The 25625-nt window shown below is 66.7% G+C and carries 31 protein-coding genes; 23 read left to right on the top strand and 8 right to left on the bottom strand.

Annotated features, from left to right (window positions below):
• Positions 1–261 precede the first annotated feature (261 nt).
• Together GBA63_RS16445 and GBA63_RS16440 are read right to left on the bottom strand one after the other, a co-directional pair.
• A complete protein-coding gene (locus GBA63_RS16445) occupies positions 262–681 on the bottom strand; it encodes a VOC family protein (protein ID WP_166177824.1) in 420 nt (139 codons plus the stop codon).
• A 75-nt stretch (positions 682–756) separates the two neighbouring features.
• On the bottom strand, positions 757–1194 hold the full coding sequence (locus tag GBA63_RS16440) for a helix-turn-helix domain-containing protein (RefSeq protein WP_166177822.1): 438 nt from the start codon (positions 1192–1194) through the stop codon (positions 757–759).
• A 70-nt stretch (positions 1195–1264) separates the two neighbouring features.
• Here GBA63_RS16440 and menB point away from each other — a divergent pair, with 70 nt between their 5' ends.
• From menB to menE, 4 genes are all read left to right on the top strand, one after another.
• Complete coding sequence (gene menB, locus GBA63_RS16435; RefSeq protein ID WP_166177820.1) at positions 1265–2116, top strand: 1,4-dihydroxy-2-naphthoyl-CoA synthase; 852 nt, start codon at positions 1265–1267, stop codon at positions 2114–2116.
• A 4-nt stretch (positions 2117–2120) separates the two neighbouring features.
• A complete protein-coding gene (gene menC, locus GBA63_RS16430) occupies positions 2121–3182 on the top strand; it encodes an o-succinylbenzoate synthase (protein WP_166177818.1) in 1062 nt (353 codons plus the stop codon).
• A 102-nt stretch (positions 3183–3284) separates the two neighbouring features.
• On the top strand, positions 3285–4892 hold the full coding sequence (abc-f, locus tag GBA63_RS16425; RefSeq protein WP_166177816.1) for a ribosomal protection-like ABC-F family protein: 1608 nt from the start codon (positions 3285–3287) through the stop codon (positions 4890–4892).
• 4 nt (positions 4893–4896) lie between these two features.
• The gene (menE, locus tag GBA63_RS16420; protein WP_166177814.1) at positions 4897–6339 is read left to right on the top strand and encodes an o-succinylbenzoate--CoA ligase; all 1443 of its coding nucleotides are present in this window, start codon (positions 4897–4899) and stop codon (positions 6337–6339) included.
• Positions 6340–6384: 45 nt separating this feature from the next.
• Here the strand turns inward: menE and GBA63_RS16415 are convergent, their stop codons facing one another.
• Complete coding sequence (locus tag GBA63_RS16415; RefSeq protein ID WP_166177812.1) at positions 6385–7719, bottom strand: NAD-dependent malic enzyme; 1335 nt, start codon at positions 7717–7719, stop codon at positions 6385–6387.
• A gap of 213 nt (positions 7720–7932) precedes the next feature.
• Here GBA63_RS16415 and GBA63_RS16410 point away from each other — a divergent pair, with 213 nt between their 5' ends.
• From GBA63_RS16410 to GBA63_RS16395, 5 genes are all read left to right on the top strand, one after another.
• The gene (locus tag GBA63_RS16410; RefSeq protein ID WP_207956850.1) at positions 7933–8844 is read left to right on the top strand and encodes an aminotransferase class V-fold PLP-dependent enzyme; all 912 of its coding nucleotides are present in this window, start codon (positions 7933–7935) and stop codon (positions 8842–8844) included.
• On the top strand, positions 8822–9166 hold the full coding sequence (locus GBA63_RS24060; RefSeq protein WP_207956849.1) for an aminotransferase class V-fold PLP-dependent enzyme: 345 nt from the start codon (positions 8822–8824) through the stop codon (positions 9164–9166). The genes GBA63_RS16410 and GBA63_RS24060 overlap by 23 nt, the downstream gene beginning before the upstream one ends.
• 158 nt (positions 9167–9324) lie before the next feature.
• Complete coding sequence (locus GBA63_RS16405) at positions 9325–9528, top strand: cold-shock protein (RefSeq protein WP_166177810.1); 204 nt, start codon at positions 9325–9327, stop codon at positions 9526–9528.
• 123 nt (positions 9529–9651) lie between these two features.
• Complete coding sequence (locus tag GBA63_RS16400) at positions 9652–10461, top strand: fatty acid desaturase (RefSeq protein ID WP_166177808.1); 810 nt, start codon at positions 9652–9654, stop codon at positions 10459–10461.
• 191 nt (positions 10462–10652) lie between these two features.
• On the top strand, positions 10653–10901 hold the full coding sequence (locus tag GBA63_RS16395) for a hypothetical protein (RefSeq protein ID WP_166177806.1): 249 nt from the start codon (positions 10653–10655) through the stop codon (positions 10899–10901).
• Positions 10902–10955: 54 nt separating this feature from the next.
• On the opposite strand, the gene argF is transcribed toward GBA63_RS16395, so the two are convergent.
• Genes argF through argJ form a run of 4 tightly spaced genes read right to left on the bottom strand, consistent with a single transcriptional unit; the run spans position 10956 to position 15097 of the window.
• Entirely contained in the window at positions 10956–11909 is a 954-nt protein-coding gene (gene argF / locus GBA63_RS16390) for an ornithine carbamoyltransferase (protein ID WP_207956848.1), read from the bottom strand.
• 13 nt (positions 11910–11922) lie between these two features.
• On the bottom strand, positions 11923–13116 hold the full coding sequence (locus GBA63_RS16385) for an aspartate aminotransferase family protein (protein ID WP_166177804.1): 1194 nt from the start codon (positions 13114–13116) through the stop codon (positions 11923–11925).
• Positions 13104–13880, bottom strand: a complete 777-nt coding sequence (gene argB / locus GBA63_RS16380; protein ID WP_166177802.1) for an acetylglutamate kinase — start codon at positions 13878–13880, stop codon at positions 13104–13106. Before argB ends, GBA63_RS16385 begins: the two co-directional genes overlap by 13 nt.
• Entirely contained in the window at positions 13877–15097 is a 1221-nt protein-coding gene (gene argJ / locus GBA63_RS16375) for a bifunctional glutamate N-acetyltransferase/amino-acid acetyltransferase ArgJ (protein WP_166177800.1), read from the bottom strand. Before argJ ends, argB begins: the two co-directional genes overlap by 4 nt.
• Before the next feature lie 92 nt (positions 15098–15189).
• On the opposite strand from argJ, the gene argC reads away from it, so the two are divergent.
• The 5 genes from argC to GBA63_RS16350 are packed head-to-tail and all read left to right on the top strand — an operon-like array spanning position 15190 to position 19109.
• On the top strand, positions 15190–16200 hold the full coding sequence (argC, locus tag GBA63_RS16370) for an N-acetyl-gamma-glutamyl-phosphate reductase (protein WP_166177798.1): 1011 nt from the start codon (positions 15190–15192) through the stop codon (positions 16198–16200).
• 10 nt (positions 16201–16210) lie between these two features.
• Positions 16211–16690 (top strand): arginine repressor, encoded by a 480-nt coding sequence (locus GBA63_RS16365; protein WP_166177796.1) that lies wholly within the window; start codon positions 16211–16213, stop codon positions 16688–16690.
• 9 nt (positions 16691–16699) lie between these two features.
• Positions 16700–17470, top strand: a complete 771-nt coding sequence (locus GBA63_RS16360) for an MBL fold metallo-hydrolase (RefSeq protein WP_166177794.1) — start codon at positions 16700–16702, stop codon at positions 17468–17470.
• A complete protein-coding gene (locus GBA63_RS16355; RefSeq protein ID WP_228282144.1) occupies positions 17467–17859 on the top strand; it encodes an ACT domain-containing protein in 393 nt (130 codons plus the stop codon). The genes GBA63_RS16360 and GBA63_RS16355 overlap by 4 nt, the downstream gene beginning before the upstream one ends.
• Before the next feature lie 23 nt (positions 17860–17882).
• Entirely contained in the window at positions 17883–19109 is a 1227-nt protein-coding gene (locus GBA63_RS16350; protein ID WP_166177792.1) for an argininosuccinate synthase, read from the top strand.
• 524 nt (positions 19110–19633) lie between these two features.
• Here GBA63_RS16350 and GBA63_RS16345 read toward each other — a convergent pair.
• A complete protein-coding gene (locus GBA63_RS16345) occupies positions 19634–20149 on the bottom strand; it encodes a hypothetical protein (RefSeq protein ID WP_166177790.1) in 516 nt (171 codons plus the stop codon).
• A gap of 341 nt (positions 20150–20490) precedes the next feature.
• Here GBA63_RS16345 and arsM point away from each other — a divergent pair, with 341 nt between their 5' ends.
• The 9 genes from arsM (at position 20491) to nrdR (ending at position 25579) form a co-directional block, all read left to right on the top strand.
• Positions 20491–21330, top strand: a complete 840-nt coding sequence (gene arsM, locus GBA63_RS16340) for an arsenite methyltransferase (RefSeq protein ID WP_166177788.1) — start codon at positions 20491–20493, stop codon at positions 21328–21330.
• A gap of 3 nt (positions 21331–21333) precedes the next feature.
• A complete protein-coding gene (locus tag GBA63_RS16335) occupies positions 21334–21747 on the top strand; it encodes an ArsR/SmtB family transcription factor (RefSeq protein WP_207956847.1) in 414 nt (137 codons plus the stop codon).
• On the top strand, positions 21740–22183 hold the full coding sequence (locus GBA63_RS16330) for an arsenate reductase ArsC (RefSeq protein WP_166177786.1): 444 nt from the start codon (positions 21740–21742) through the stop codon (positions 22181–22183). Before GBA63_RS16335 ends, GBA63_RS16330 begins: the two co-directional genes overlap by 8 nt.
• Positions 22180–22743, top strand: a complete 564-nt coding sequence (locus tag GBA63_RS16325) for an arsenate reductase ArsC (RefSeq protein ID WP_166177784.1) — start codon at positions 22180–22182, stop codon at positions 22741–22743. The genes GBA63_RS16330 and GBA63_RS16325 overlap by 4 nt, the downstream gene beginning before the upstream one ends.
• Positions 22736–23092 (top strand): DF family (seleno)protein, encoded by a 357-nt coding sequence (locus tag GBA63_RS16320; protein WP_166177782.1) that lies wholly within the window; start codon positions 22736–22738, stop codon positions 23090–23092. The genes GBA63_RS16325 and GBA63_RS16320 overlap by 8 nt, the downstream gene beginning before the upstream one ends.
• Entirely contained in the window at positions 23089–23763 is a 675-nt protein-coding gene (locus tag GBA63_RS16315) for an MIP family channel protein (RefSeq protein WP_207956846.1), read from the top strand. Before GBA63_RS16320 ends, GBA63_RS16315 begins: the two co-directional genes overlap by 4 nt.
• Positions 23764–23871: 108 nt before the next feature.
• Positions 23872–24198 (top strand): YnfA family protein, encoded by a 327-nt coding sequence (locus tag GBA63_RS16310; RefSeq protein WP_407690854.1) that lies wholly within the window; start codon positions 23872–23874, stop codon positions 24196–24198.
• Positions 24199–24282: 84 nt separating this feature from the next.
• On the top strand, positions 24283–24780 hold the full coding sequence (locus tag GBA63_RS16305) for a nucleoside deaminase (RefSeq protein WP_228282143.1): 498 nt from the start codon (positions 24283–24285) through the stop codon (positions 24778–24780).
• A 334-nt stretch (positions 24781–25114) separates the two neighbouring features.
• The gene (gene nrdR / locus GBA63_RS16300; protein WP_166177776.1) at positions 25115–25579 is read left to right on the top strand and encodes a transcriptional regulator NrdR; all 465 of its coding nucleotides are present in this window, start codon (positions 25115–25117) and stop codon (positions 25577–25579) included.
• Positions 25580–25625: the final 46 nt, after the last annotated feature.

Here is a 25625-nt window from a genome sequence, read left to right as displayed (position 1 = left end):
CTTCGCCTCCGCTGTCGGCTTTCAGCTTTTTTGCTCTTAACTGAAAGCCGATGGCTAAAGGCTGACAGCTTCGCAAAGAGGTCGAAACCTCTATGCAAACCGCTCTAGAACGGTCTTCGGAAGCTCGTTGCTCCCGAAGACCGCGCGGTCGGCGATCAGGCCGCTTCGGCCCGGCGGCCCGCACTCCCGGCTCTTTGTCCTTGGCTGAAGGCTGACCGCTAATAGCTGACCGCTCTAGCCGGGCACCCGGCAATACTCTGCTTACTGTTTTCTCTGCGTGAGGCTGAAGAAGTTTCCCGAGTTGTCCTTTACGATGGCCTCGATGCCGTAGAATTGTTCCCTCGGCGGCGATACGAACTCCACGCCCTGCCTGCTCAGCCGCTCGTGGTCGCCGTGGATGTCGTCGGTCTCGAAGACGCCGATCCCGAGGGCGCCGCTCCGCACGAGGTCCTCCATCTGCTCCGCCTTCTCGGCGTCGAGCGCGGGAGCCTGGGCTATGGGCATCAGGACGATCTCGAGGTCGGGCTGCCCCTTGGGGCTCACGGTTAGCCAGCGGAAGGTCCCCTCGTCGTCCATGGAGACGTCGGTGCGGACCTCGAAACCGAGCTTGTCCCGGTAGAATTCGAGGGCCTCCCGCTGGTCTGTCACGTACACCGTGGAGTGGCTCTGGCGTTGGATCATGGCTCTCCTTCCAGATTGTGGACCCGCGGCAAGCATAGCGCCCGCCACACCCGCCCCGCTTCTCGAAAATTGCGGTTATCCGTCCCCGGGGAAGCCGCGGAGCATCGAGAAAAAGCACGTAGGGACGAAGAGCGGCCGGATCTCGCGCGGCACCACGATCCCCGACCGGACGTGACGCCGGTACTCCGAAGGGGATACACCCACGCGCTCCCGAAACAGCGCGCTAAAACTCCCCAGGCTGGAGAACCCGACCTCGAAGCACACCTCCGTAACGTTGTGCCCGCCCCCGGCCAACAAGCTCTTCGCCCGTCCTATCCGCAGGCGGGTCAGGAACTCGTGCGGCGTCTCCCCGTAAATCTCCTTGTGGACGCGCAGGAAGTGGTAGGGAGACATGTTCGCCATAGCAGAGACGTCCGGCAGCTTGACGGGTCCCGTGTACGCGTGCCGCATGAACTCCCTGGCGTCGGCGAGGCTTTGCTGTGTCTGGGGATGCACGTCAAGAGAAAGATACAACGGTTGATTCACGATCAAAGACCCGGATCGATCGGCAGTACGACCTCTTCCAGACCGTATAATCCTCCCCATGAAAAACATAGCCTGGGAAATAGCCGGAGAGTTCGAGGACATAAAGTACGAGAAGGCGGAGGGGATCGCCAAGATCACCATAAACCGCCCCGAGGTGCGCAACGCCTTCCGCCCGTTGACGGTGATCGAGATGATGCGCGCCCTGGAGGACGCCCGCGAGGACCACGAGACCGGCGTCATCATCCTGACCGGGGAGGGGCCCGACGCGTTCTGCTCGGGCGGGGACCAGAAGGTCCGCGGAGACGCCGGATACCTGGATTCCCCCGACGCCCCGCAACGCACGCCGGGCGGGGCGTCCGTGGGGCGCTTCCACGTCACGGATTTGCACGTCCAGATCCGTCGCTGCCCCAAGCCCGTGGTCGCCATGGTCGCAGGCTACGCGGTGGGCGGAGGGCACGTCCTGCACGTAGTCTGCGACCTCACCATCGCCGCGGACAACGCGAAGTTCGGCCAGGTGGGACCCAGGGTCGGCTCCTTTGACGGCGGTTTCGGCGCCTCCGTCCTCACCCAGCTCGTGGGCCCCAAACGCGCCAAGGAGATCTGGTTCCTCTGCCGGATGTACTCTTCAGACGAAGCTTACGAGATGGGCCTCGTCAACAAGGTGGTACCCCTCGCCGAGCTCGAAACGGAGACGGTAACCTGGTGCCGGGAGATGCTCGAGCGCTCCCCCTTCGCCCTGCGCCTCTTGAAGGCGAGCTTCCATGCCCACGAGGACGGCTTCGCCGGCATCCAGCAACTCGCCCACGACGCCAACCTCCTCTTCTACGGCAGCGAGGAGGCGAGGGAGGGCCGCGACGCCTTCAAGGAGAAGCGCAGCCCGGACTTCTCCCAATTCCCCCGCCGCCCGTAGAGCGGTGAAACCCGCCTCGCTCGACCTCTTCCGCTACGCGCTCCCGTTCTCAGAGCCCGTAGCCCTCAAGAGATCGACGCTCATAAACCGCGACGGTATCCTGGTCCGACTCGCCGCGGAAGACGGCTCGGTGGGCTGGGGCGAGACGTCACCCCTACCCGGATTTAGCCCCGAACCACTCGAAACCGTAATCGGACAGTTGTACGACTTTGCGTCCTGGGCGCCGGGCGGAAAGCTTCCCGGGGACTGGCTCGACCACGCGAACCGCGCCCCTTCAGTCCGCTTCGGACTGGAAACAGCCACCTGGAACCTGTCCGCGAGTTTATCCGGCACGGACTCGCCAGAGCCAATGAAGGACCCTTCTAGGGAAGTGGTGTCTGTAAGCGGACTTATATCCGGTACGTCGGCGGAACTGGTGGAAGAGGCGGATAGGATGCGGGCGGAAGGGTATCGGGCCGTGAAACTGAAGGTCGGGGGCCGGGGTGTGGCTGGTAATGTACGGATGGTGCTGGAGGTCGCGGAGGCGCTCGGGGACGGGGTGTCGTTGCGGCTCGACGCCAACCGGGCGTGGGGTTTCGGGGAGGCGGTGGAGTTCGGCCTGGGAGTGTCCGGGGTGCGGATCGAGTACGTGGAGGAGCCGCTGGCGGAGCAGGGGCGGTTGGGAGAGTTGGCGGGGATTTGGGGGTTGCCCGTGGCGCTCGACGAGACGCTGGTTGGGATGGGGCCGGAGGATCTGGGCGACCACGGGTATGCGCGGGCCGTCGTGCTCAAGCCTATGTTGCTCGGCGGGATCTCCCGTTGCTTGCGTTTCGCGGAAGAGGCTGAGGCTCTGGGTATGAAGGCCGTCGTCAGCTCGTCTTACGAGAGCGGGGTGGGGACGGGGGCGCTCGTCGCGTTGGCGGCCGCGATCGGGGGCGAGCCGGTCGGGCTGGACACGTACCGCAGGCTGGCGGAGGACGTGATCGTGGTCCCCCTCGACCTCCCCGCTCCTGTCGTGGACGTCCGACGCGCCGTGGCGGCCGCGCGGAGGGTGGACCTTAGAAAGGTGGTACCCGTTCCGGGCTAGCGATGCGCCCGCGCGGGATGTTCGGGTATACTGAGGCCCATGTAGCGAGCTTCCTTTGCAACAGGGTCTTTTTTACCCCTCCGAACCGCAAAGGATCTCATCGTGCTCGCGCAACTCACGAACGTCTCACTCTCCTTCCCCGACAAAAAAGTCTTGCAAGACGTCTCCTTCACCGTTTATCCGGGGGACAGGATCTCGCTCGTCGGGCCGAACGGCGCGGGAAAGACGAGCCTCTTTAAGATACTCACCGGGCGTCTGAATCCCGACGCGGGTGCCGTATCTCGGGCTGGGGGCGTTCGGATCGGGCATCTGGAGCAGGATCTTTCCGATTCGGCGAGCGGGCACGAGCTTACCTGTATGGAGGCCGCGCTGGAGCCGTTCGCGGGCCTGATCCGGCTCGAAAAACGCCTCGAAGAAATCGCTGTAAAGCTGGGTCGGGAAGGCCACGCATCGGTCTTGATGGAAGAGCTTGGCGAGGCCCAGCGACGCTTCGAGGACTCGGGCGGCTACTCGTTCAGGGCGAGAACGGAGGCTACTCTGACGGGACTCGGGCTGCCGGAATCCCTCTGGGACCGCGAAGTATCCGGGCTCTCGGCGGGGCAGCGGATGCGGCTCGCGCTGGCGCGGATATTGCTGGAGGAGCACGACCTGGTCCTTTTCGACGAGCCGACCAACCACCTCGACGTCCCGGCCCGCGAGTGGCTGGAGGGGCATCTAAAGAACTCGAAGGTGGCCTACATGGTCGCCTCCCACGACCGCCGGTTCCTCGACGCGGTCTCGGAGAAGGTCGCCCACCTCGACAGGGCGAACCTCTCCCTGTACACGGGAGACTACACGGCTTTCCGGGGGCAGGTCGAGCGGGCCGAAGAAGAGGGGTGGCGACGGTACGAAAAAAGCCGCAAGCAGGAGAGGAAGCTCCGGCGTCAGGCGCAGGATTACAGGGCCTGGTCCGAGGCCGGGGAGAGGGCGAAGCGCGGCGCGGCCGACAAGGGTTTCGTAAGCCACAGGGCCGCGAAGGTCATGAAGCGCTCGCTCGTGGCCCGCAGGCGCATGGAGGAGGCCGCGGAGAACGCCAGGGCCGAGAAACCTTTCGAGGGGGATGAGATCAAGATAGGTTTCGGGCCGTCCCGGGGCCGGGGCCTGATCCGGGCCGAGGACCTCACGATCGGGTACTCGCCGGAGAGGCCGCTGGCCGCCGGGATCTCCTTCGACCTCTCCGCCGGCGAGAGGCTGGCGGTGACCGGCCCGAACGGCTCCGGTAAGACCGCCCTCCTGCGCACCGTGCTGGGTGAGGTCCAACCGCTCTCCGGTGGGGCGGGCGTCTCACCGACCGCGCGGGTCGGGTACTTCGACCAGGACCACCGGCTGCCGGCGCGGGACGTTACGGCGCTGGAGATCCTGCGCGGGACCGGGGACGAGACGCTCGCCCGCACCGTCCTGGGCAGGATGGGGGTCAGGAGGGAGACCGTAAGCAAGCCGGCGTCCAGGTTGAGCTCCGGCGAGCGGGCGAAGGTGCTGCTCACCCGTCTCGTGCTCGGGGACAACGACCTGCTCGTGCTCGACGAGCCGACCAATCACCTGGACATAGAGACCCAGGACGTGCTCCTCGGCGCGCTCGAAGGCTTCCCCGGCGGCGTCCTCTTCGTCTCCCACGACCGGCACTTCGTGGACGCGCTCGCAACGAAGACCCTGCGGCTCGGGATAACATAGGTCCATGACCGGAGACCCGACGCGCGTTCCCTGCCCGCTCAGGTCGGCGGCCCTCGCCTCCCCGGACGCCGAAGCCGTCGTTGGACCCGGGTGGGCCATCTCCTACGGAGAGCTCGACCGGCGCGTCTCCGCGTCCGAGCGGGGTATGGGGGATCTCGGTATCCAGCCCGGCGGTCGGGTCGCCCTCTACTTGCCGAAGAGCCTGGACTACTTGGTTCTTCTGCTGGCCCTGATGCGCGCGGGCCTGGTGGCCTGCCCGGTGAGCACCCGCCTACCGGCCGCCGCGGTTGCGCCGCTACTGGAGGAGGCCGGGTGCTCGGTACTGGTCTCCGCCGACGAGGACCTCCGCGGCGCAACCGACGAGATACCCGTGGTCGACCCGGATGTGCTCCTGGCCGATGGCGCGGGGTATGAAGGACCGCCGGGGCCTCTGGATGTTTCGCTCGCCCGGCCGGCGACCATAGTCTTCACTTCCGGCAGCACCGGAATTCCGAAGGCGGCGCTGCACACGTTCGGCAACCACTACTACAGCGCCCTCGGCTCGAACGATAACATCCGGCTCCGGCCGGGAGACCGGTGGCTGCACTCGCTGCCGCCCTACCACGTCGGCGGGCTCTCCATAATCTTTCGCTGCCTCCTCGCGGGGGCGGCGGTCGCGCTGCCCGGACCGGAGGCTACTATCGGCGGGTCTATACCAGACCTCCGTGTTACCCACGTCTCCCTGGTCTCCACCCAGCTCCTGCGGCTGCTGCGCGAGGACGCCGATCTCTCCGGCCTCGAGGCCGTCCTGATGGGTGGGGGGCCCATAGATCCAACCCTCGTTGACGGTGCCTCCGAACTATCCATTCCCGTACACACCAGCTACGGCCTCACCGAGATGGCCTCCCAGGTCACGGCTACGCCGCCCGGGGCGCCCCTGAAGCGGCTCTACACCGCCGGGCGCGTTTTGGCGCATCGTGAGGTGCGAGTCTCAGAAGACGGAGAGATCCTGGTAAGGGGCGAGACTCTCTTCTCCGGCTACGTCCGGGACGGCAGGCCGGACCTGCCGCTAGACGGGGAGGGCTGGTTCCACACGGGCGATCTCGGCGAGTTGGACGCGGAAGGGTACCTCCGGGTGGCGGGCCGTCGGGACAACCTCTTCGTCTCGGGCGGCGAGAACGTCCAGCCCGAGGAGGTCGAAGAAGCCCTGTGCCGCATCGAGGGCGTCGAAGAAGCCGTAGTGGTGCCCGTGCCCGACGGAGAATTCGGGGCCAGGCCCGTCGCCTTCGTGAGGACGAACGGAGAGGCGGGGGACCTGGCCCCGGAACTGGGGAAGACCCTGCCCCGGTTCAAGATCCCGGTCGCGTTCCACGACTGGGAGGGAACCGGCGGCATGAAACCCGACCGCCCCGCCCTGCGTCGCCGCGCCGAAACGCTCAACCCCGTATCGCCCCCAACAAACCCGTAAGGGCGGGTTCCAAACCCGCCCGCAAAACGGAAACCCCGCCAAACGCTACAGGCCCATGGGTGCGCGGTCCATACGGGCGGCACCGCTCTCCACGGCGGCGTCCCGGACGGCCGTGGAGACGCGCTCGTGGACCTTGGGGTCGAGGGCGTCGGGGACGAGTTCCGATTCCTGGGTCAGATCGGCCAGGGCTTCGGCCGCGGCGAGCTTCATCTGGAGTGTGATCTCCTCGGCCCCCGAGAGAAGCGCGCCCCGGAAGATGCCGGGGTATCCGAGGACGTTGTTCACGCTCGTCCCGTCGGCGGCGAAGGCGGCGCCCGCCCGTATCGCGGCCTCCGGTTCGATCTCGGGGTACGGGTTGGTGAGGGCCAGGATTACCTGACCCTCGCGGACCAGGGACGGGTCGATGAGGCCGGGCACGCCCGTCGTGGCGACCACGACGTCGGCCTCCTCCATGACGGTCTCGAGGTCCGCTATCTCTATGCCCTTCTGGCGGGCCCTCTCGTGGGAGAGCGGGTTCGGGTCCGAGGCGACCACGCGCTTGGCGCCGGCGTCGGCCATGAGCGCCGCTATCCCGTAGCCCGCCGCCCCGAGCCCGATCTGGCCGACGACTTCTTCCTCCAGGGTAAGCCCGGCGTGCCGGCAGGCGACGAGCGCCGCCGCGAGCGTAACGACCGCCGTCCCGTGAACGTCGTCGTGCATCACCGGCTTCGACAGTGCTTCGATAAGGCGCCGCTCTATCTCGAAGCATTCGGGGGCCGAGATGTCCTCCAGGTGGATGCCGCCGAAGGTCGGCGCTATGCGGACCACGGTCTCCACGAACTCGTCGACGTCTTTGGTGTCTACCAGGATCGGCATGGCCGAGACGTTGGCGAGCTGGTGGTAGAAGACGGCCTTGCCCTCCATCACCGGCATCGAGGGGACGGGGCCGATGTCTCCGAGCCCGAGCACCCTCGTCCCGTTGGTGCAGATGGCGACGCTGCGCCCGATCATGGTCAACTCTCCCGCGAGCGAAGGGTCATCGGAGATGGCCACGCAGGCCCGGGCCACGCCCGGGGTGTAGACGTCGCGCATGTCCTGGACCGTGCGGACGGGCCTGGTCGAAGAGATGACCAGCTTGCCGCCTTCGTGGCGGAGCAGCGCCCGATCTCGCGACCAGAGGACCTCGACTCCTTCGAGTTTGTTCAGGAGCTCGACCACGCGTTCGGCCTGGTCGTGGTCCTCGACGGCGAGCGTGATCTCGCGTATCGAAGACTCCCGACCGACGTTGATGGTCGTGACGTCTCCGATCAGGCCCCCGCCCTCCGCTATGGCCCCCGCGACCGCCGCGAGCTGCCCCGTGCGGTGCGGTTGGCGGACGCGGTACGTGTAATCTAGCGGCAAGACGAACCCCCTTCTGTCCCTGACTCCCCGACGGGGATTCTATCCGACGGGCATCTCTACTGGATCAAGGCCTCGACGAGAGGCCCCGGGCTGTCTGTGATCTTTCCGCGCAACGTTTCCTCCTCTCCTGGCCTCCGGAAACACGTTAGCAGCCCCGATGTTTCCACGCCTGATGTAAACTCGCCCGGTCACGCCTCAGAGGGGAGGACCCGCATGCAGCAGACGTTCGACGTACGGGCCGTCCGCGCCGAGTTCCCGGCGCTCTCGCGCCTGCACGCCGGCAGGCCCGTCGTCTACTTCGACGGCCCCGGCGGCTCCCAGGTGGCGAGGCCTTCCATCGAGGCGATGACCCGCTACATGGAGCGCGGCGGCGCGAACCTCCACGGCGTCTTCCCGACGAGCACGGAGACGGAGGAGATCCTCGCCGAGACCAGGCACGCCTGCGCGGCCTTCCTCGGCGCGGAGCCGGACGAGGTCGCCTTCGGGGCCAACATGACCACCCTTACCCTCGCCATCTCGCGCGCCCTCTCCCGGAACTGGGACGGGAACTCCGAGATCGTCGTCACCGAGCTCGACCACCGAGCCAACGTCGACCCCTGGCTCATCGCCGCCGAGGAAAAAGGGGCCAGGGCGCGTTGGATTCCCGTGAACCCCGAGACTCTGACCCTCGACCTCAGCGATATAGAAGAGAAGATCACGTCCAAAACGAAGCTCGTCGCCGTGGGCCTGGCCTCGAACGCCGTCGGCACTGTGAACGACGTGGCCGCGATAGCGGAGCGGGCCAGGGAGGTCGGCGCCGTCGTCGCCGTCGACGCCGTCCACGCGGCCCCGCACATCCCGATAGACAGGGACGCTCTGGGGGCCGACGTCATTACCTGCTCGGCCTACAAGTTCTTCGGCCCGCACGTGGGCGTCACGGCCATCAGGCGCGAGCTCTTCGAGGCCATGGAGGTCCACAAGCTGGACCCCGCGCCCTCCCACATCCCCGACAAGCTCGAGACCGGCACCCAGAACCACGAGGGCATAGCCGGCGTGAAGGGGCCCTGGACTTCATCTCGTCGCTCGGCGGGGAGAAACCCCGCGGGAGAGGTTTTTGGAGGCGATGCGGACAGTCGAGGAGCATGAGACGTGGCTGGCGGATAGGTTCCGGGCGGCGCTGCGGGAGATCCCGGGCGTAAAACTCTACGCCGCCCCCGACGGCGTCCGTAAGACCCCGACCGTGGCGTTCCGGCTAGAGGGCCGCCCGCCGCTGGAGGCCTGCCGGCACGCGGCGGACCGCGGCTTCTTCATTGCCGCCGGGGACTTCTACGCGTCCACGGTCGCGGAGATGCTGGGCATAAAAGAGGGCGGCGGTTTCGTGCGGGCCGGGCTCGCCCCGTACAACACCATCGAGGAGGTAGAGGGGTTCGTGCGGGCGGTCCGGGACCTCGTCGAGGGGACCGCGTAGCCGGGCCTTGACGACAACCCGGGGGATTCTGGTATACTGCTGGGCGTAACGTAAGAGCAAGGTGGGTTTACATTCGACGGAGCGCCACCCCGGGATACATTGAGGGTGGCATTTTTGTTTGGTGGGGACCCATAAACACGAAAGGTGGGCGCCTGAATATGGCCCAAGGAACAGTGAAGTGGTTCAGCGACGAGAAGGGCTACGGCTTTATCTCCCCGGACGACGGGGGTGAGGACCTCTTCGTGCATCATACCGGCATCTCCGGTGAGGGCTTCAAGACCCTCGACGAAGGCGCCAAGGTTACCTACGAGGCGACCCAGGGACGCAAGGGAATGCAGGCGGAGAACGTCACTCCCGCCTAACATCCGGTAACTCATCGGATAAGCGCAGGGCCGGGGTTAACCCCCCGGCCTTCGTCGTACCACAAGAAAACCACGAGACCGCTCCGAACGGGGGCTTCGGTACTCGTTTGGAGGAGGGATCAAGTGGAATACCTGGTTGCCGTGCTCGTAGGGCTGGCGCTGAGTCAGTTGGCCACGCTTATCACGACGGTCTATCTGCACCGCGTTCTCTCGCACAGGTCCATCCGGCTCCACCCGGCGCTTACGATGGCGATGCGCTTCGGGACCTGGATGCTCACCAGCATCTCCCCGCGCGAGTGGGTGGCGGTCCACCGCAAGCACCACAACTTCAGCGACGTCGAGGGCGACCCGCACAGCCCCCACATCGAGGGCTACTGGCAGATAATGATCGGCAACGTCTACTACTACCGCCGCGAGGCGAACGACGGCGACACCTTAGAGAAGTACGCCGCCGATCTCCCCTTCGACAAGCTCGATAAGGCGCTCTTGCGCCGCGGCACTCTGGGCTTCTCCCTGACCGGCGTAATTCTCGTCGTCCTCTTCGGCGTCTTCGGCCCCGGGTGGGGCATCGGCCCCGGCCTCGTCGCGCTGGCGACCCTCGCCGTCGTCTACCTGCTCCTGAACGCCGCAATCAACGGCGCGGGCCACACCTTCGGTTACAAGAGCTTCGAGAACGACGCGACGAACCTGAAGCTTCTGGCGCTCATCACGTTCGGGGAGGGACTGCACAACAACCACCACGCCCGGCCGGCCTCGGCCAAGCTCGCGGCGTTCAAGGACGAGTTCGATCCCGCGTGGCCCGTGATCCGTCTCCTCGAGAAGCTCCGCCTCGCCGAGGTGCTCACCAAAGTGGACGAGGGCTGGGACGACCACCGCCGCCGCATCCCGCGGACGACCGTCAGCCCGCTCGGCAACAAGACGGTGCAGGAGTAGGGCTATCAGCCATCAGCCCGCTCGGCCTTCGGCCTCGCTATCAGCCATCAGCTTTTTGTTCTAGCTGATGGCTGACTGCTGAAAGCTGATAGCTTCAAACACCCGAAACTCTCTCCATTGGGCCAAAGATCCGGGGCGGGGTCGGCGATTATAGTGCGGCCAGTACCCGAGATCTGAACCGAGGAGGCCCGATGGAAGTATCTACCGTGAAGAGGGCGCCGCTCCTGCACCGGGAGTACGACCGCATCGCTATTCCCGAGGGGGTCCCTGAGCTCGGCGTCCGGGAGGGGGACGAAGGCGTGATCCAGCGTCTCACCTACCTCCGAAACACCGTCTTCGCCTTCGTGACGGTCACCTACTCGACCGGACAGCCGAGGGGCTGGGTCGTCGTCGAGGTCAAGCCGGAGCTAAAGGTCCATTCCTACACGACGGCTTCTTAGTAGAACGGTTCGCGGCGGGACCGTTTGCGAACGGCCCCTACGGATGAGGCGATTTCAGCCCAACAACAGGTAGAGCAACGCCTTCTGCGCGTGCAACCGGTTCTCGGCCTGGTCGAAGACGCGGCTGCGCGGACCGTCTATGACGCCCGCCGTCACCTCCTCGCCGCGGTGGGCCGGCAGGCAGTGCAGGAAAACGGCGTCTCCGGCCGCCAGGCCCATCAACTCCTCGTTTACCTGGAACGGGCCGAACTCTTTCTTGCGCCCCTCGGCCTCGGCCTCCTGGCCCATGCTGGCCCAGACGTCCGTGTAGACGACCCTGGCGCCCGAGGCGGCTTCCCGGGGGTCTTCGGTGATGGCCGGGGCGGCGCCGAGCTTTTCGGCGGTTTCAACCACCTTTTCATCCGGGCCGTGGCCCTCGGGGTGGGCTATGGCGAGATCGGCGCCGGTGAGGGCGCAGGCTATGGCGAGGGAGTGGGCCACGTTGTTGCCGTCGCCGACGTAGGCGATCTTCACGCCCTCCAAAGTCCCGAACTCCTCGCGCACGGTCAGGAGGTCGGCGAGGGCCTGGCAGGGGTGGTGGGCGTCGGAGAGGCCGTTTATGACGGGGACGTCGGCGGCACCCGCCAACTCTTCTAGCTCCTCGTGGTCGAAGGTGCGGACCATGATGGCGTCGATGTAGCGGGCGAGGACGCGTCCGGTGTCGGAAGGGGTCTCGCGCTTGCCCATCTGTATCTCTTGAGGGGAGAGCGAGAGCGCGTGGCCGCCGAGCTGGTACATCCCGACCTCGAACGAGACGCGGGTCCTGTTCGAGGGCTTCTGGAAGACCATCGCGAGCGTCCTGCCGCGCAGGGGGCGGTAGGGGATGCGGGCCTTCTGGAGGCCCTTGATCTTGTCTGCCTCGTCGAGTATCGAGACCACTTCCTCCGGCGCGAACTCCTCGAGCGTCAGGCAGTCGCGCCCGGAGAGGGGGGAGGGTTTCGGCGGGACGTCGTCTATCTGCGGGATCACGGCCACGATCCTCTTACGCCACAGCGGCTTCGGGAACGGCCGCGCTCATCGCGGCCCGCACGCCGCCTCGAAAGGTGTCGAGCATGGCCCGAACCTCCGTCCTGGTAACGGTGAGCGGCGGCGCCATCCGAATGGTCGTACCCCCCACCAGGTTCACCAGCACACCCTCCTCGAGACAGTGCTCGAAGACGGACCGCGCGAGGTCGGGGTCACCAAAATCGAAACCGATCAGGAGCCCCTCCCCGCGGACCTCGGCCCCGGGCACCCTGTCGGCCAGGGTTTCGAGCGCGTTCTTGAGGATTCGCCCCTTGAACCGGACCTCCGCGAGAAAATCCTCGTCGTTCACGACCCCGAGCACGGCCTTGATCGCGGCCATCGCCAGCGGGTTGCCCCCGAAGGTCGAGCCGTGGTTGCCTGGACCCAACGCTGCGAACTCTTCCTTTGCCAGCACCGCGCCAACTGGAAAACCGCCGCCGAGACCCTTCGCGCTCGTCAGGACGTCGGGAACGAGGCCAACACCCTGGTAGGCGTACAGGTGCCCGGTGCGCCCCGCGCCCGTCTGCACCTCGTCGAAGATGAGAACCGCGTCGAGTCGGTCGCAGAGGTCGCGCAGGCCTTGCAGGAAGCCTTCAGGCGCGACGTTCACGCCGCCCTCACCCTGGATGGGCTCCACGAGTATCGCGGCGGTCTGGGGGCCGGAGAGCTTTTCTGCGGCTTCGAGGTCGCCGTAGGGGGCGTGGACCATGCCGGGGAGCATGGGGCCGAAGGCGGCCTTCAGGGAGGGTTGGGCCGTGGCGGAGAGGGCGCCGTAGGTGCGGCCGTGGAAGGACTTCGAGAAGGTCAGGACCTCGTGCTTCTCGGGGCCGTGGTGGTCGTGGGCGTGCTTGCGGGCCAGCTTGATGGCCGCCTCCACGCTCTCTGTGCCGGAGTTGCAGAAAAAGACCCTGTCGAAGTCCGTGGCTTGCGTGAGCTGTGCTGCGGCTTCGGCCTGGATCGGGATCTCGTACAGGTTGGAGCAGTGGATGAGCCTGTCCGCCTGGTCTTTTATCGCGCCGACCAGGGCCGGATGCCCGTGGCCCAGCGAGTTGGTGGCTATCCCCCCTATAAAGTCCAGGTAGCGGTTGCCTTCGTCGTCGAAGAGCCAGCTCCCGCGCCCGCCCGTCGGTGAGATCCCCAACCGTTTGTAAGTCTCCATTACTGCCTGCATGCCGCCCCTCCTTCGTATACGAGCGTACCCACGTCCTCGCCGGAGAGAGCCCCGGACAGAACGCCCTTCTTGTTTCCGTTCAACACCCTTGCCCGGACCCCGCCGCGCGCCGCCAGCGCCGCCGCCCGCAACTTGGGGACCATCCCCCCGGCCGCGAGCCCGCTCTCGACGAAGTCCTCGGACTCCTCGGGGCCGAGCGAGGCCACGGCCTCGCCGTCTTTCAGCAGGCCGTCGACGTCGGTGAGCAGGAACAGGTGCCCAGCCCCAAGACCAACGGCCAGGGCCGCCGCCGCGGAATCCGCGTTCACGTTGTACGCGCCCTCCGGACCGAGGCCCAAAGGCGCCACGACGGGCACGAAACCGCCGCTCCAGAGCGCCTCGATGAGCGCCGGCTCGACGGACGAGACTTCCCCGACCCGGCCGAGCTCCGGTACGGGCTCCACCAGGATCGTCGGCCCGTCGGTGCCGGAGATGCCGGCGGCGGGGACGCCGATCCCGCCGAGCCCCCGCACGAGGGCCTTGTTGACGCCCCCGGCGAAGACCATCTCGGCGACCTCCAGCGTCGCCGCGTCCGTTACCCGCAGGCCCTCGTGGAAGGTGCTCTCGATGCCTAAAGAGTCGAGCATCCGGGTGAGCTGCGGGCCGCCGCCGTGGACGAGGACGACGGGCGTTCCGCCGGCCAGAATGGAAGGCAGGTCCTCCAGGGCGCCGCCTTTCAAGGCGCCGCCGCCGACCTTCACGACGATGGGGGCCTTCGCGCTCACGAGCGGTAGGTCCCGTTGATCCTGACGTACTCGTAGCTCAGGTCGCAGCCCCACGCGGTCGCAGACGCGGTGCCGGCGTCCAACCGGGCCGAGATCCTGACCTCCCCGCTGCTGAGCGCCGCGTTCGCCTCGGCGACCTCGTGCGGGACGGGCGCTCCTTCGAAGACCTTGACGGGGCCGAACCAGAGCTCCAGGCCGTCCGGGTCGAAAGGGACGCCGGCGTAGCCCATAGCCGTCAGCACCCTGCCCCAGTTGGCGTCCTCGCCGAAGACGGCGGCCTTGACGAGACTGCTTCCGACGACGCTCTTCGCGAGCGCAGCGGCGGTCTCCTCATCGGCCGCCCCCTCGACGACCACCTCGACGAGCCGCGTCGCTCCCTCGCCGTCGCGCGCTATCTCCTTGGAGAGCTCCCGCGCGACGGATTCGACCGCCCCCGCAAAAGCCGGATAATCTGGGGATTCGACCTTTAGCGGCTCGTTCCCGGCGGCGCCGTTTGCGAGGAGCAGGGCCGTGTCGCTCGGGGAGGTGTCGCCGTCCACGGTGACGCGGTTGAAGGTGCGGTCCGTCGCCCGGGCAAGCGTCTCCCGCAGGCATTCGGGCTCCACGGCTGCGTCGGTGGTGAGGAAGGCGAGCATCGTGCCCATGTTCGGGTGGATCATGCCGCTCCCCTTGGCCGTCCCCCCGACGGTTACGGCCCGGCCTCCGACCTCGACCTCCACCACCGCCTCTTTGGTGCGCGTGTCGGTCGTCAGGATGGCCTCTGCGAAAGCTGTTCCGTCCCTGGAAAGCTTTCCAGCGGCAGCTTCTATCCCGGCCCGGACGTTGTCCATCGGCAGGTGTTCCCCGATCACACCGGTGGAGGCGACCGCCACCCGTCCGGCCTCGACCCCCAAAGCCTCGGCCGCAGTCCCCTGCATCTCGTAAGCGTCCTCCACGCCCTTCTTGCCGGTGGCCGCGTTGGCGTTGCCGCTGTTGACGACCACGGCCCGCAGGCCGCCGGCGGCGACCGCCTCGCGCGTCACAGCTAGCGGCGCCCCCTTGAACTCGTTGCGCGTAAAGACAGCCGCCGCGGCGCAAGGACGTTCCGAGAAGAGCAGGCCCAGATCCAACACCCCCGCACCCCGCACCCCGCACGCGACCCCACCCGCAACGAAACCCTCAGGCGCCGCCGCCCCACCAGGGCGAGTCGTTATTCCGATTGTTGAATCTTTATTCATGATTGGGCCGTATTGTCGCACCCGTGCGTGGGGTCGTCAATGGAAATATACAGAAACTTGAATAAATATCCGGCGGGTGCTCTAATACCGCCATGGGCTTGAAGGTCGGTATTTACGGAGGCGGCGGGTACGCGGGGGCCGAGTTGGTGCGGCTTCTTGGCGGGCACCCGAAGGTCGGGGGGTTGGAGGTTGCTTCGCGGGGGTACGCGGGGCGTGCCATCGGCGAGGTGTTTCCGCAGATCTCGTCCAAGGGTTCTTTCGTGGGGCCGGAGGAGATCGAGGCTTCCGGTCTCGACGTGGCTTTCGTGGCCTACGGGCACGGGGAGAGCGCTGAGACCGTGGCTGCGTTGTTGGAGGCCGGGGTCGGGCTCGTGGTCGACCTCTCGGCCGATTTCAGGTTGCCCGAGGTCGGCATGTACGAGGAGTGGTACGGGGTGCATCCCGCGCCGGGGTTGTTGGGGGAGGCCCATTACGGGCTGCCCGAGGTCTTCGGGGCCGCTGAGGGCCGGATCATCGCGAACCCGGGATGCTACCCGACGGCGGCCGTCCTGGCGCTCGCGCCGGTGGTGAAGCGGGTTGGCGGGGGGATAAAGTCCGTCACGATCAACGCGCTCTCCGGGGTGAGCGGGGCCGGGGCGAGGCCAAGCGTCAAGACGCATTTCGTGAGCGCCAACGAGAGCGCGAACGCGTACGGGGCGCCGCTGCACCGGCACACGCCGGAGATCGAGACGATGTTGCGCAGGGTGGGGGAGAGCCCGGCGGTCACGTTCGTGCCGCACCTAATTCCTATTAGTCGCGGCGAGCTCGAAACCATAGTCGTCGACCTCGACGATGTGCCGGACGCTGGAGAGGTTCTCGGTTGGTACGCGGATGACTACGAGGGGTGGTCTTTCGTGGAGGCGAGGGAAGAGTACCCGCACGTCTCCCACGTGGCGAACACGAACAGGTGCAGGCTCTCGGCCGCGGTGGACCGGCGGGCGGGGAAGCTGCTGCTCTTCTCGGCCGTGGACAACCTGCTCAAGGGGGCATCCGGGGCGGCGGTCCAGAACATGAACCTGGCGCTCGGGTATCCAGAAGATCTGGGCCTCGAGCATCTCAAGTAGGAGGAAGAGTATGGGCGCGACGCGCGCACCGGTGGACAAGACCACGAGGCAGGATCTGATCCTGCGCCTCATCTCTGAGCGGGATCTCGGCACCCAGCAGGGTGTGGCCGAGGCGCTTGCCGACGAGGGGGTCGAGGTGGCGCAGGCCACCGTGAGCCGGGACCTCGCGGAGCTCGGGGTGCTCAAGGTCGGGAATCGCTACCTGGCGCTCCCGCACGACCCAGGTTCGGCCGGGATAGAGGTGCTCCCGAGCTTCGTGCTCGGTATTGTCCCGGCCCGGAACCAGGTCGTGATCCACACCAGAGACGGCACCGCCGGCGCCGTCTCCAGCGTCCTGGACAGGGTCAAGGGGCTCAAGATCCTGGGCACCATAGCCGGCCAGGACACCGTGCTCGCCATCTCCTCCGACGACGAAGCGGCAGAGGAGGTGGCGAGCCTCATAGCCGACGTCTGCCGCGCGAAGACCCGTCCCGCCGGAAACGTCGAGTAGCGCGGGGCCGTGAGGATCCACTTCATCAGGCACGCCACGTTCGTGCTCGAAACGGGCGCCGGGCGCGTACTGGTCGACCCGATGCTGGGCCGCGCCGGGACCGCGCCCGCCGTCCCGAACACGCCCAACGAGAGGCCCAATCCCCTCGTCGAGCTGCCGCTCGGGGACGGGGAGTTGTCCGACCTTCTCGGGAGCACGGACGCCGTCCTCGTGACGCACACCCACAACGACCACTGGGACGGGCGGGCGCAGGAGCTGGTTCCAAAAGACGCGCCGGTCCTCTGCCAGCCGGAGGACGAGGACAAGATCTCCGGGGCGGGTTTCGTGGGCGTCTCGCCAGTGGTCTCCGAGTTCGAATGGAACGGTCTGCGTTTCGCGCGGACCGGTGGCCGTCACGGGACGGGGGAGATCGGGGCGCGGATGGCCCCCGTATCGGGCTTCGTGATTCGGGCGGAGGGATCCCCAAGCCTCTACGTCGCCGGCGATACGATCTGGTGCGACGAGGTCGAGGAGGCGCTGAACGCCCATCGACCCGACGTGATCGTCGTGAACGCCGGGGCCGCCCGGTTCCTGGAGGGCGACCCGATCACGATGACCGCCGAAGACGTGGCGAAGGTCTGCCGGGCGGCGCCCGAATCGCGCGTGATCGCCGTCCACATGGAGGCCATAAACCACTGCCTGCTAACCCGCCGCGAACTGGCCGAGGAGCTCGACCGGCAGGGGCTCGCCGGACGGGTGGAGATCCCCGTCGACGGCGAGATCCTCGAAACGCCGTCGTGAACGCCGCTCGCGGGGGACTGCGCCTCTCCGTCCTCGACGGGCGAACGGGAGTCTGCCGGCTCGCCCCCGACTCGGAGATCCCCGCCTGGGTAACGTCCGGCGGCTTCTGCTCCGTAACGCGCACCACGGACGAGCTCTCGATAGCGTGCCCGGAGGCCTCCGTTCCCGGAGACGTCCGGTGCGAGCGGGGGTGGCGCGCTTTGAAGCTGGAGGGGCCGTTCGAGTTCTCGGAGGTCGGCGTCCTGGCCTCGGTAACGGCGCCGCTCGCGGAAGCCGGCGTCGCCGTCTTCGCCGTCTCGACGTTCGACACGGACTACGTGCTGGTAAAGGAAGAACGACTGGAACTGGCCGTCGCCGCGCTGCGCGAACGGTCCCACGAGGTTCTGTGAACCCCGACATCTCTGGAGGAACGATGCTCGAAAACAAGAAGGTAGTTCTCGCCTACTCGGGCGGGTTGGACACCTCGGTCTGCGTGAAGTGGCTGGAGCAGCAGGGGGCCATTCCGTACGCGCTCTACCTGGACCTCGGGCAGGGGGAGCCTGCGGACGACGTGCGGGCCAAGGCGCTCAAGATAGGCGCCGCCGACGCCTTCGTGCGCGACGCGAAGGCCGAGTTCGTCGAGGAGTACGTCGCCCCCGCGATAAAAGCGAACGCCCTCTACGGGGGCAAGTACCCTCTGTTTACGGCGCTCGGGCGCCCGCTCATTGCGAAGAAGCTCGTCGAGGCCGCGAGGGAGGTGGGCGCGACCCACATCGCTCACGGATCGACGGGGAAGGGGAACGATCAGGTCCGGTTCGACGTCACGACCGCATCCGTCGCCCCGGACCTCACCGTCGTCGCCCCCGTGCGCGACTGGAACATGAGCCGCCCGGAGGAGATGGCCTACGCCGAGGAGCACGGCATCCCCGTCCCGACGTCCAAAGAGTCGCCTTACAGCGTGGACCAGAACCTCTGGGGGCGCTCCATCGAGGCCGGTCCCCTCGAGGACCCGGACCACGAGCCGACCTCCGACGTCTTCGAACTGACCGCCGAGCCCGAGAACGCGCCCGACGAGGCTGGCTACGTCGAGATCGGGTTCGAAGAAGGCCTTCCGACCACCCTGGACGGCCAGGAGTTGCCGCTGGTGGATCTGATCGAAGCCCTCAACACGACCGCGGGCTCGCACGGCGTCGGCCGCATCGACATGGTCGAGGACCGCCTCGTCGGCATCAAGAGCCGGGAGATCTACGAAGCCCCCGCGGCCCTCACGGTAATCCAGGCCCACCAGGAACTCGAGACCCTGACCCTCACCAAAGACGTCCTCCGCTTCAAGGCGACCATCGAACAACGCTACGCCGAACTCACCTACGACGGCCTCTGGTTCACCCCCCTCAAATCCGCCCTCGACGCCTTCGTCTCCGAGACCCAGAAGACCGTAACCGGCACCGTCCGCCTCAAGCTCTACAAGGGTTCGAGCACTGTGGTCGGCCGCACGGCCCCAAACGCCCTCTACAGCAAGGACCTCGCAACCTACGACCCAAACAGCACCTTCGACGAGGCCGCAGCAGCAGGCTTCATAGCCCTCTGGGGCCTCCCGGCCCGCCAGTGGGCCGGCGTAAACGGCGGCGCGGAGCAAAGCGCCATCTCCGCCAAACACTAAAGTCGAGGTATAAAGACTCCGACAAAACCGGCCGTTTTGCAGCGTATTCGCCACAAGTTTGCAACAGCAGACACCTACGGAAAAACTGCACCTGTAGTTCAGATACATTCTGAACCTGAACTACAGGTCAAAACAAAACTGATGTAGGCCCTCCGGGGGCTAGACCCGTGGGGCACGCTCCGACGACGTCTACGGGGTGTGCCGAATCGTTCCCGCGCGGCCAGGCGGTTCGGTCGGATCTGGAAGATCGAACACGGCTTTTAGCCAAATAGAAGTGGTTGCCGGAAGTCGAACACGATTGGGCAACACCCACATCACCTACCTCGGCCTGCTGGCAGAACGCCACCCTTCGGCCCTGACTCTTCGCGCTCGAGGAATACGCTGCGAGGAGGCCGCGACCGTCGGGGGTGCTGCAGCAAACGCTGTTTCCCTACAAGGAGGCTTGGGGTTCATGTTCCGATGAGCGGCCTCCGTAAGGGACGCTTCTTCACAGGGACCGGAAGCCGGTAAAACCATGAAAGGACTCAGTCCGGCGACTTTCCAGAATACGGATTCGGGCCGTATTCGCGCATCCCGACCTCTGGGGGGAACTCCGGTAGGGGATCCCCTATCGAGGGGATCAGGCCCAGGTCCACCCGCGTAACCGTCTCGCAGTCGCCGTCTACGTCGTCCTGCGGGTCTGCCACCACTGCGTCGTCGCCGGGTCCGCAATCGAGCACGTCCACCGAGGGGTAGGGCCAGCTCACCGCGTCGAGGAAGTCGTCGCCCCCACCCCCGTTCAGGCGGTCTGGTCTGTAGTCCTCCGGGTACTGTCCCCAAGGTCCCTCCGACGCGAGGAGGTCGTCCGCGGGCCCGCCGCGCATCTCGTCCGGCCCTTCCCTGCCGAATAACACCCGCTCGGGGTCGCCGGGTGGGTCATTGGCCCAGCCCATAACGTACGAGGTGCTGTGGTAGGCGAGAAGCACTTTGGGTAGGGTCAGGACGACGCCCGCAACGACTAGCAGGCCGCAGGCAAGAAAGAGTCGCCGCGCCCAGCTCACCCCGCATCCGTCCGTCTGGGCAGACTCCCCAGCTTGACACCTTTCTTGCTGATTCCGGATCGCATCGGCCCGGATAGTATGTCCTCGCCGGCTGACGCGCTAGGGCGAAACCATGTCCTTAACCCAACCGTTGCGAAACGTTTACCGAGCGACGGGCACCGACGAGCACGAGGGACGGCGCGGTACTGAATTGGTCCTGCTGACCCCGCGGCACGCCGGTTTTACGGGGTTTGTATCCTAGTCGTACCCCTCGCAAGAGATCTACGAGGTTCCCTTGACAGAATGGGTACGAACGATTTAGGATTACATCAATATTTTTTGATGTGAAAGGTGGTGGCGCCGTGGCGGACGATTTGAGGGAGCGTGTCAGGGAGAGGTATGCCGGGCTCGCCGTGGCCGCCGGGGGTGGAAACGAGGGTTCGTGCTGCGGGTCTTCTTGCGGGTGCGGTTCCGGGGAGGATGTGGCGGTTCGGGTCTCGGATCTCTCGGGGAAGAGTTACTCGGAGGCGGAGAGGGAAGAGTTGCCGGTCCTCGCGGCGGAGGCTTCTCTGGGTTGCGGGAATCCCGTGGCGTTGGCGGACCTCTCCCCCGGGGAGGTGGTCCTCGATCTGGGTAGCGGGGGTGGAATCGACGTGTTGCTCTCCGCGCGCCGGGTCGCCCCGGGCGGGAAGGCCTACGGGCTGGACATGACCGACGAGATGCTGGAGTTGGCGCGTGCGAATCAGGCCGAGGCCGGGGTCGGGAACGCGGAGTTTCTGAAAGGTGAGATCGAGACCGTTCCGCTGCCCGACGGGTACGTTGACGTCGTCATAAGCAACTGCGTGGTCAACCTCTCCACGGACAAACCGCGCGTCATCGCCGAGGCGTTCAGGGTGCTGAAGCCCGGCGGACGCTTCGCCGTTTCGGACGTGGTCTTTCTGGGCGACAAGGGTCATCTCCCCGAAGAGGTGCTCGAGACGGTGGGCCTCTGGACCGGGTGCGTGGTCGGTGCGCTCGAGAAGGGGGAGTACGAAGGCTTGCTGGCAGAAGCCGGGTTCGAGGACGTCTCCGTGGAGGTCGTCAACGTCTACGAGCCCGAGACGATAGAGGGTCTTGATACGGACGAGAAGCGCGCCGCGTTCCGCGAGGTCCCGGCCGCGAGCGCGTTCGTCCGGGCCCGCAAGCCGGCGGAGGCGGGGTAGGCGGTGCAGGGACGGAGCCTGGGCGTGGTTTCGGAGAACGGTCACGCCCCGGAGGACGTTCGTGACGAAGCGCGGGTGGAGCGGCTCGTGTCGCTGGGGCGGGCGCTCTCCGACCCCATACGGGTAGAGATGCTCGGCATGATGTCCGGGGGGCGGGGTTGCTGCAGCCTGCCCGAGTGCGGCGTCCCGGCCGAAGACCAGGACGCCGGGATCTGCGTCTGCGAGTTCGAGGCGTACTTCGGGATGGGCCAGTCGAAGGTCTCCTACCACCTCCGCAAGCTCAAGGACGCCGGCCTGGTCACGGAGGAGAAGCGCGGAAGGTGGAGCTTCTACTCGCTGAAGCGGGACACCACCCGGGTCCTGCTCGCCGAGACGGCCGGCCACCTGGGGCTCGATACGGAGTCCGGAGATGGCTGACGCCAGAGAGAGGACCCGGGTGCTCTTCCTCTGCACCCACAACTCCGCCCGTTCCCAGATGGCCGAAGGGCTGCTCAGGGGACTGGCGGCAGAGCGCTTCGAGTCTTTCAGCGCCGGTACGGAGGCGACCCGCGTCAGGCCGGAGGCGATAGAGGCGATGCGTGAGATCGGCATCGACATCTCCGCCCAGGAGTCCGAGACCCTGGACCGCTACCTCGGCGAGCCCTTCGACTACGTGGTGACGGTCTGCGACGACGCCAACGAGACCTGCCCGGTCTTCCCCGGGGCGAAGCAGCGCCTGCACTGGTCGCTGCCGGACCCCTCGGCGGCCGGCGGGGCGGACGGCGAACGTCTGGCGGTGTTCCGGTCGGTGAGGGACCGTCTCGGAAGGCTCATCGAAGCGGAACTGGTAAGCGGTAGAGGAGGATACCCGTGAGGAAGCAGAAGGTGCTGTTCTTGTGCACCCAGAACTCCGCGCGCAGCCAGATGGCGGAGGGGTTTCTGAGGCACCTGGCCGGGGGTCGCTTCGAGGCCATGAGCGCGGGCCTCGAAGCCAGCGACGAGGTTCATCCGTGCGCCGTCGAGGCGATGCGGGAGGTCGGCATAGACATCTCCGACCAGCGGCCCAAGGGCCTCTCGGCCTACATGGGCAAGGAGTACTTCAACTACCTCATCATCGTGTGCGCCCGCGCCGAGGAGCGTTGCCCGAAGACCTTCCCCGGCGTTGGCACCACCTTCTCGTGGATCTTCGATGACCCCCGCCGCGACGAGGACCTCCCCTACGACTCGATGCTGGAGAGGTTCCGGGCGGTGCGCGACCAGATAGAGCTGAGGATGAGGGGATGGCTGGACCATCCCGAGGCGGAGCTGGAGAGGTTGCGCGAGGAGCGGGAGCGCGAGCGCCGGGAACGGCTCGGGGCCGCCAGCGGGCGTGAAGCGGCACCCGCCGGAGACTTCGCAGGGGGCCGGGAACACGACCCTTTCCGCCGTGCCTGAGGAAACCAGGATAGAGTTGCTCTACTTCGACGGTTGCCCTTCGCTCGGACCCGCCGGGGAGGCCCTGCGCCAGGCGCTCGCCGAGGAGGGCATCGAGGCCGCCGTCGACCTCGTGGCCGTGAACACCGGCGAGGAGGCGAGGAGGCTGCGGTTCCCCGGCAGCCCCACGATCCGGTTCAACGGCGAGGACGCGTTCCCCGCCGGCGGCGCCCCCGGGCCGGAGGAGTGGGGCCTGCGATGCCGCGTGTACGCGACGCCGGGGGGCCTCGAAGGTTCGCCCACAACCCCGATGCTCCGGGAGGCCCTGCGCCTGGCCTTGCCGGCCGGCAAGGAGTCCCCGACGAATTGAGGCGTCTGGCCGCCGAGTTCGTCGGCACGTTTTTGCTGGTCTTCGCCGGGCCCGGGGCCGTCATAATAGACGAGGTCTCGGGCGGGGGAGTCGGTTCTCTGGGCATCGGGCTCTCCTTCGGCCTCGCGGTGATGGCCGCGATCTACGCCATAGGCCACCTCTCCGGCGCCCACATCAACCCGGCCGTAACCGTGGCCTTCGCGCTGACGCGCCATTTTCCGTGGTCGCTCGTGCCGGCCTACGTGGTCTCCCAGCTCCTCGGGGCCTGCGCCGCCAGCGCCGCCCATCTCGTTCTCTTCGGCGACGTCGCGAACCTCGGTGCCACCGTTCCGTCCGGCTCTGCGTGGCAGGCCGCCCTGCTGGAGCTGTTGCTCACGCTCTTCCTTATGTTCGTCGTCTCCGCCGTCGCCACCGACGTCCGGGCCGTCGGACAGGCCGCCGCCATAGCCATAGGGGGCTACGTGGCCCTCGCCGCCACCTTCGCCGGCCCCATCGCCGGCGCCTCCATGAACCCGGCCCGTTCCTTCGGACCGGCCCTCGTCGGCGGTACCTGGACCTCACACTGGGCCTACTGGCTGGGCCCGGTGGCCGGCGCCGCCCTCGGGGCCCTGATCTACCACCACGTCCGCGCCGCGAGACCCCCGGAGCCCGGGCGCGTACAGCGAGGCTGAAGACGCGAGAGGAAGAAGGCCTTTTTGGTATCTTCCGGCCCACGAGTATGTAAGCTCGGCTGGTTATGACCGTCTGGTGGCGCGGAGAGGAGCCCGAGGATGTCGAAGCTGCTCGTCATAGGCACTCTGTTTGTCCTGGCCGGGCTGTGCGAGATCGGCGGCGGATACCTGGTGTGGGGTTGGATGCGCGAGCACAAGCCCGTCGCGTGGGCGCTGGGCGGCGCCGTCGTACTCGCGCTCTACGGCGTTGTCGCCGCCCTTCAACCCATTCCCGAGTTCGGGCGGGTCTACGCGGCTTACGGAGGCGTCTTCATAGCCCTGGCCCTCGCCTGGGGGGTCTTCGTCGATGGGTTCAGGCCAGATCGCTACGACCTGCTCGGGGCGACGATCTGCATTACCGGCGTCCTGGTGATGATCCTTCCCACCAGAGGTTAGATCCCGCAGCCAACAGAATCACGATCCCCCGGATCGGACCTTGCCGGCTGCTATGATCGGCCCGTGCCGGAGAGATCTGAATCCATGCACGAAGAGACCGACCTCTTGATGATGCGCCGGGCCTTGCTCGCCGCCGAGAACGCGGCCGAGATGGGGGAGGTGCCCGTCGGCGCCGTGGTCGCGAGGGGCGAGGAAGTCCTCGCCGTCGCGGCCAACGAACGCGAGGCCACGGGCGACCCCACGGCCCACGCCGAACTCCTCGCCATCCGCCGCGCCGCGAAGACCCTCGGCGGCTGGCGCCTCTCGGGCTGCACCCTCTACGCGACCCTCGAACCCTGCCCCATGTGCGCCGGCGCCGCCCACGCCTCGCGCCTGGACCGCCTCGTCTACGCGACCCCCGACCCGAAGGCCGGCTACGCCGGTACCCTGCACGACATCCCATCAGACACCCGCCTCAACCACACCTTCGCCGTCCAGACAGGCCTCCTCGGGGAGGAAGCCGCCGACCTCCTGAGAACCTTCTTCAAGAACCGCCGAAAAAGGCCCCCCGGGGCCACGAAACAGCCGGATCCAACGGACTAACCCCCCGATACATGATCTACCTCAAGTTCAAGTAGAGTGTTTTCGGTGTAGTAATCGTAGGCTCAAGCGTCGCTGGAGCCTGTCGACTTCACCTGAACGTCAAGGTGCGTGATTTGCGGGATATTCGCCCTTTTCGTCGCCGACTGAAAAAATCTTTGAAAAATCTTGCGAGGCCGGGGCGTCGTGTTTATTCCGCTTAACAAAGGGGAGTCGGGCGTTTACGGTTCAGTTAACTTAAAGTTCAGGTTTATTTAGCCCCTATTGCTTTTGGAAAATGTGGTGTGCTAGGTTTTTGGCCTACCAGATGTGGTGTTGGAAAGACGGGGGTCGTGAGATGCAGTGTCCGTACTGCGATTTTGAGGATACGAAGGTAATAGATTCGCGGCTTTCCGAGACGAAGGATGCCGTGCGTCGGAGGCGCGAGTGTCTTTCGTGCGAGAAGAGGTTCACGACGTACGAGCGCAGGGAGCCCTTGAGGCTCATGGTCATAAAGAGGGACGGGGTCAAGGAGCCGTTTGATCGGGACAAGTTGATGGGCGGCCTCTTGAAGGCGTGTGCCAAGCAGCAGGTCACGGACGAGCAGGTCGAGTTGATAGTCGACGAGATCGAGGCCGAGCTGAGGGAGAGGCGCCGGCACGAGGTGACGTCGCGGCGGCTCGGGGACATGGTGCTCGTCAGGCTGCGCCGGCTGGACATGGTAGCCTACCTGCGCTTCGCCTCCGTCTACCGGCAGTACACCGACGTCGACCAGTTCCGCACGGAGCTCGTGCGCCTGGCAGGGGCCGGGATCGGCAGGTAGAAGCGGGCAAGTAGGGGAGACATTGCGGCGGGCCGTTTTGGAGCGG

Source organism: Rubrobacter tropicus, from assembly GCF_011492945.1.
Lineage (GTDB): Bacteria > Actinomycetota > Rubrobacteria > Rubrobacterales > Rubrobacteraceae > Rubrobacter_D > Rubrobacter_D tropicus.
This window is presented reverse-complemented; position numbering and strand designations above follow the sequence as displayed.

Coding starts and splice junctions, on each gene's coding strand:
- GBA63_RS16445 (WP_166177824.1), bottom strand. CDS start 681: ATGATCCAACGCCAGAGCCACTCCACGGTGTACGTGACAGACCAGCGG.
- menB (WP_166177820.1), top strand. CDS start 1,265: ATGAAAAACATAGCCTGGGAAATAGCCGGAGAGTTCGAGGACATAAAG.
- menE (WP_166177814.1), top strand. CDS start 4,897: ATGACCGGAGACCCGACGCGCGTTCCCTGCCCGCTCAGGTCGGCGGCC.
- GBA63_RS16410 (WP_207956850.1), top strand. CDS start 7,933: ATGCAGCAGACGTTCGACGTACGGGCCGTCCGCGCCGAGTTCCCGGCG.
- GBA63_RS24060 (WP_207956849.1), top strand. CDS start 8,822: ATGCGGACAGTCGAGGAGCATGAGACGTGGCTGGCGGATAGGTTCCGG.
- GBA63_RS16405 (WP_166177810.1), top strand. CDS start 9,325: ATGGCCCAAGGAACAGTGAAGTGGTTCAGCGACGAGAAGGGCTACGGC.
- GBA63_RS16395 (WP_166177806.1), top strand. CDS start 10,653: ATGGAAGTATCTACCGTGAAGAGGGCGCCGCTCCTGCACCGGGAGTAC.
- GBA63_RS16385 (WP_166177804.1), bottom strand. CDS start 13,116: ATGCAGGCAGTAATGGAGACTTACAAACGGTTGGGGATCTCACCGACG.
- argJ (WP_166177800.1), bottom strand. CDS start 15,097: ATGAATAAAGATTCAACAATCGGAATAACGACTCGCCCTGGTGGGGCG.
- argC (WP_166177798.1), top strand. CDS start 15,190: ATGGGCTTGAAGGTCGGTATTTACGGAGGCGGCGGGTACGCGGGGGCC.
- GBA63_RS16365 (WP_166177796.1), top strand. CDS start 16,211: ATGGGCGCGACGCGCGCACCGGTGGACAAGACCACGAGGCAGGATCTG.
- GBA63_RS16350 (WP_166177792.1), top strand. CDS start 17,883: ATGCTCGAAAACAAGAAGGTAGTTCTCGCCTACTCGGGCGGGTTGGAC.
- GBA63_RS16330 (WP_166177786.1), top strand. CDS start 21,740: ATGGCTGACGCCAGAGAGAGGACCCGGGTGCTCTTCCTCTGCACCCAC.
- GBA63_RS16305 (WP_228282143.1), top strand. CDS start 24,283: ATGCACGAAGAGACCGACCTCTTGATGATGCGCCGGGCCTTGCTCGCC.
- nrdR (WP_166177776.1), top strand. CDS start 25,115: ATGCAGTGTCCGTACTGCGATTTTGAGGATACGAAGGTAATAGATTCG.